This is a genomic window from Actinocrinis sp. (assembly GCF_035653575.1).
Lineage (GTDB): Bacteria > Actinomycetota > Actinomycetes > Streptomycetales > Catenulisporaceae > Actinocrinis.
Genome location: NZ_DASRBQ010000133.1, coordinates 1 through 5,173 on the forward strand (window position 1 = coordinate 1; position 5,173 = coordinate 5,173).

At 68.2% G+C, this 5,173-nt stretch carries 5 protein-coding genes; 4 read left to right on the forward strand and 1 reads right to left on the reverse strand.

Annotated elements, in window-relative coordinates:
* Both VFA06_RS19020 and VFA06_RS19025 read left to right on the forward strand, forming a co-directional pair.
* A partial coding sequence (locus VFA06_RS19020; protein WP_324841971.1) for a cellulose binding domain-containing protein occupies positions 1 to 340 on the forward strand: 340 nt, incomplete at its 5' end.
* Positions 341 to 545: 205 nt separating this feature from the next.
* Entirely contained in the window at positions 546 to 1,511 is a 966-nt protein-coding gene (locus VFA06_RS19025) for a threonine/serine dehydratase (protein WP_324841972.1), read from the forward strand.
* A gap of 65 nt (positions 1,512 to 1,576) precedes the next feature.
* On the opposite strand, the gene VFA06_RS19030 is transcribed toward VFA06_RS19025, so the two are convergent.
* On the reverse strand, positions 1,577 to 2,602 hold the full coding sequence (locus VFA06_RS19030; protein WP_324841973.1) for a LacI family DNA-binding transcriptional regulator: 1,026 nt from the start codon (positions 2,600 to 2,602) through the stop codon (positions 1,577 to 1,579).
* A gap of 400 nt (positions 2,603 to 3,002) precedes the next feature.
* Between VFA06_RS19030 and VFA06_RS19035 the strand changes: the two genes are divergently transcribed.
* Both VFA06_RS19035 and VFA06_RS19040 read left to right on the forward strand, forming a co-directional pair.
* Positions 3,003 to 4,262 (forward strand): sugar ABC transporter substrate-binding protein, encoded by a 1,260-nt coding sequence (locus VFA06_RS19035; protein WP_324841974.1) that lies wholly within the window; start codon positions 3,003 to 3,005, stop codon positions 4,260 to 4,262.
* Between the two features lie 24 nt (positions 4,263 to 4,286).
* Positions 4,287 to 5,173: sugar ABC transporter permease (locus VFA06_RS19040; RefSeq protein ID WP_324841975.1), on the forward strand; the 887-nt coding region annotated here is incomplete at its 3' end.

The following is a 5,173-nucleotide window of genomic DNA, read 5'->3' on the forward strand; positions in this document are numbered from 1 at the left end:
TTGGACGATCAGTCCGGGCAACACCGGCGGGACGTGTCAGGTCTCGTACGTGAAGAACGAGTGGTCTGGCGGGTTCACCGCGAACGTGACGGTGACCAACTCCGGCACCACCGCGATCAACGGCTGGACGCTCAAGTGGACCTTCCCCGGAGACCAGAAGGTCACCAACGCCTGGAACGCCACGGTCACCCAGTCGGGCAGCGCCGCCACGGCCACCAACGTCTCCTACAACGCGAGCATCGCCCCCGGCGGCAACGTCCAGTTCGGCTTCCAAGGCACCTGGGCATCCAACGACACCAACCCCAGCACCTTCACCCTCAACGGCACAGCGTGCAGCTAGCGCTTTAACAGCCATCTGCTGCATCCGCGCGGCCCTCCCCCGCTCGGCTCTGACACGGGGAGGGCCCCGCCTCCATCGATCCGCCTTTGCTGCGCCGTCAGTCGCGAGTTGCCCGTTGCCGGCTGCCGACGTAATGGCGTGAACCGTGACGCGACTCTCTGGTTAGGTGGCTAAACGCATGCCATCAACAGGGAAACGAGTCGCGATGAACGCCCCCACCGCCGCGATCAGCACCGCCGACGTAGAAGCGGCCGCCGCCCGGATCGCCGCAGCGATCCGACCAGTCGTGCTGGCCGACGCCGAACCGGGCATCGCCGGTGCGGCGCGCATCAGCCTGGCCTTGGAGTACATGCAGCACACCGGCAGCTTCAAGGCACGGGGAGCGGCGAACCTGGCCGCCTTTCACCGCGACGCCGGCACCATGCCGCAGGCCGGGGTGGTCATCGCATCGGGAGGCAACGCCGGCCTGGCCTGCGCGTGGGCCGCGAAGGCGACGGGGACCCCGGCCACGGTGTTCCTGCCCACCACCGCTCCCAAGTTCAAGGTCGACAAGCTCAGGTCGTACGGCGCGCGCGTGGAGTTGGTCGGCAGCGAGTACGCGCACGCACTTGAGGCCTCGCGCACTTACGCGCAACAGACCGGCGCGCTGCTCTCGCACGCGTATGACCATCCCCTGATCGCCGCGGGTGCCGGCACCCTCGCCGCGGAGATCGTTGAACGGCAGCCCGGCGTGGACACGATCATGGTCGCGGTCGGCGGCGGCGGACTGTTCTCCGGTATCGCGGCCGTCGCCGCGCGGCACGGAATCAAGGTCGTGGCGGTGGAACCGCGCTATTGCAGGGCCCTGAACGCCGCCATCGAGGCCGGCGGCCCAGTCGACACGCCGCTCGACTCGATCGCCGCGGATTCCCTCGGGGCGCGCCGCGTCTCCCGGATGGCCTATGACCTGGCCCGAATCACCGGCGCGATCTCGGTCCTGGTCAGCGACGAGGCAATCGCCCAAGCTCGCCAGGCGCTCTGGGACCAGCGGCGCATCGTCGTCGAGTACGGAGGCGCCACCGCGCTGGCGGCGCTGCTATCCGGCGCGTATGTGCCAGCCGATGGTGAACACGTCGCGGTCGTGTTGTGCGGCGCGAACACCGACCCCACCGACCTGGTCGTCAGGACGTAACCGCCATCAAGGCGCGCATCGTCCGCCCGTCCGTTCGTTCGTGCGCGCGGCAACTAAGCGTCCTGTCAGATGATGGGCTTGTATGCGGGCGCCGGTCCGGTGCTGTTGCGCAGGGAGATCGGCGGCGCGAGCAGTCGGTGCCTCGGGGCGGCGTTGGGTTCGGCGATGCGCTCGATGAGCAGCTCGACCGCGATCGACCCCATTTCCAACGCGGGCACGTCGGCGGCGGTCAGCTGCGGGTGGAACTCCTCGGCCCAATGTCTGGCCGCGACCCCGGCAATGGAGAACCGTGCGGGGATCTCCCGCCCGGCGCGTTCCAGCGCCCGCTGCACGCCGGGCAGCGCCGCCTCGTTGATCGTCGCGATGGCGGTGACCTCGGGGTGGGTGGCGGTGATCCGCTCGACGCAGGCCTCCCCCGAGGGCGCGTCGTCCGCGCAGCAGTATTCGACGCCGGTCAGGCCGCGCCGCGCGACGGCGGACGTGAAGCCGTCGCGTGCCCGGTGGCCGGGGCCGTAGCCCGCGGCGAGCAGTTCGGCGGAGCGGTTGATCAACGCGATATCGCGATGCCCGAGATCCGCGAGGTGGTCCACGCAACGACCGATCAGCGTCGCGTAGTCGACGTCGACCCAGCACACCTCGTGCGCCTGCGCTGTGTGGCCGATCGTCACGAAGGGCATCCGCGCGCGCTGGAGCGTGGTGACGCGCGGGTCGTCCAGGCGGATCTCCATGACGATCACTCCGTCGACGCGGCGGCCGCTGACAATCCGCTCGAACGAGCGGTCGTGATCGCCTCCGGACGGCGAGAGCAGGACGTCGAGATCGACACGCGCCGCCGCCTCCAGCACGCTGGCGACGAACTCCAGCTGCATGTACGTCAGCCGACCACCGGCCGGCGGGATGACCAGCCCGATAGTGCGGGTGCGGCCCTCCTTCAGGGCCCGGGCTGCCGCGTTCGGGCGGTAATCGAGCTCTTCGATGACCTCTTGGATCCGCCGCCGCGTCGCCTCTGACACGGTGCGCTTGCCGCTGAGCGCGTACGAGACCGTGCTGCGCGAGACGCCGGAGCGACGGGCGATCTCACCGATATTCATCGCACTCCTCGCCAATGGTTCGAAGCACTCACATCGAGTCGAACCGATTCGGTTGAGTGTAGCAAGGCGACGGCAGTCTTCAATGCGGCGGCGAGCGACGGCCTGTGCGACCGGCGAGCAAACGGACGCTTCGGACAGCAGCGACCGGCTGCCATCCACGACCTTCTTGACTTGTAGCGAGCAGGAGGCTGCTGAGCTGCGAACTGCCTGTCGGTGGCCGGGAAGCATTGACGGCCCCGGCGCGCGGGTTTATCTTCAGTCGAACCGATTCGCCGAACCGGTTCGATGGCTCGCCCGGCGGCCATCCCGGCAGGCTGTCCGGGCGGATCGGCGACACGGCGCAGGACTCCACGTGCACGGCTCTATGCGACCCAAGTTCTTGGAAGAGAAGAGAAAGTCAATGAAGACTGTTCCGTCCAGGCGGCGCCTGGCCGCTGCGGGCTTGGCGGCGGTCGCGCTCACCGCCAGCGTCACCGCGTGCAGTTCATCCTCATCGAGCAAGGGCTCCTCGGGCTCGGCCGCCTCGGGAACTTACACGATCTGGGACCCGTACCCCCAGTACGACAACTCCTCGGCGTGGGTGCAGTTGTTGCAGAAGTGCGGTACGTCGGCGGGCGTCACGGTTAAGCGCACCGGGTTTGACACCACGGATCTGACGAGCAAGGTGCTTCTTGCGGCGCAGCAGGGCACGGCGCCGGATGTGCTGATCGTGGACAATCCGGTGGTCTCGACGCTGGCTGAGGCCGGGGTGCTGACCGACACCTCGACCACGAAGGTGGACACCAGCGCGGTGGAGCCGAACCTGCTGGCCGCCGGGCAGCTGAACGGCAAGACCTACGGGATCCCGATCGGCGCCAACACGCTCGCGCTGTACTACAACAAGAACGTGCTGCAGGCCGCAGGAGTCGATCCGGCCAGCGTGAAGGACTGGGCCTCGCTGAACGCGGCACTGGCGAAGATCAAGAACGCTGGGAAGAAGGGGATCTCGATCTCGGCGATCGGGACCGAGGAGGGCAGCTTCCAGTTCCTGCCCTGGTTCTGGGGCGCCGGAGCGAACCTGACGAACCTGGCCTCGCCGCAGGCTGTTGATGCGCTGACGCTGTGGACCACCTGGCTCAAGGACGGCTACGCGCCCAACTCGGCGCTGCAGGACACGCAGACCACCAGCTGGCAGGAGTTCGCGACCGGACAGGTCGGGTTCGCGGAGAACGGCACCTGGCAGCTGAGCAACGCGAAGAAGGCCGGCTTCCCCTACGGCATCATCCCGATTCCGGCGATGAACGGCGGCACCGCTCCCGCGCCGACCGGCGGCGAGTTCGTGACCGTGCCGGTGCAGAGCGACACCGCGCGCTACGCCACCAGCGAGAAGCTGGTCGCTTGCCTCAGCAGCGCGGACAACGCCTACACCACGGACACGGCGCTCGGCTACATCGGCGCGACGCAGGCGGTCCAGCAGAAGCAGAGCACTGACAGCGACCTGGTGCCGTGGATCCAGGCGGTCCAGGCCGCCAAGGGCCGCACCAGCGACAACCTGGGGACGAAGTACCCGAAGATCTCCCAGCCGTTGTGGACCGCGGTACAGGCGGCGCTGTCCGGCTCGGCCAGTCCCAGCGGGGCGCTGCAAACCGCGCAGAACACCGCCGCCTCGGCCACCAAGTAGCCAAGCCGGAGTGAGAGTTCTTCGATGAACGACACGACACAGACGGTGGCCCGGTCTGTGCGTGGCCGTGGCGGGGCGCCGGGTTCCGGTGCCCCGCCCGCGGCACGCGCGACGCGTCCCGGGCGCCGGCGGCGCCACTCGATCCGCACGAGCCAGTGGGCCGCGTGGGGATTCCTGGCCCCGGTCACCGCGTACCTCGTGGTGTTCTACGCCTACCCGATGTACAAGAACCTTGACTTGAGCCTGCGCGACTACACCGTGATGTCGTTCGTGCACGGTGGTGCGCCGTTCGCGGGGCTCGGGAACTACCGCACGGTGTTCAGCGACCCGACCTTCGCGCCCGCGCTGATCCACACATTCGTGTTCACAGCCGCCTCGCTGGCCTTCCAGTTCTGCATCGGCATGGCTTTGGCAGTCTTCTTTCACCAGCATTTCCGGCTCTCGGCGACGCTGCGGGCGCTGTTCCTGGTGCCCTGGCTGCTGCCGCTGATCGTCTCCGCCTCCACCTGGTCCTGGATGCTCAACTCCGACTCCGGGGTGGTCAACTACGGCCTGCACCTGCTGGGCCTCGGCCCGGTGGACTGGCTCACCTCCCCGCACTGGTCCCTCGCCTCGGTGATCATCGCGAACATCTGGATCGGGATCCCGTTCAACCTGGTGCTGCTCTACAGTGGCCTGCAGTCGATCCCCGCCACCCTCTACGAGGCAGCCGCCCTCGACGGCGTCAATGCCTGGCAGCGCTTCCGCCGCATCACCTTCCCGCTGCTGCGCCCGGTCTCCGCGATCACGCTGCTGCTCGGACTGATCTACACCCTCAAGGTCTTCGACATCATCTGGATCATGACGCGGGGCGGCCCGGTCGACTCCTCCACCACCTTCGCCACCTGGTCCTACCGCCTCGGCTTCGGCAA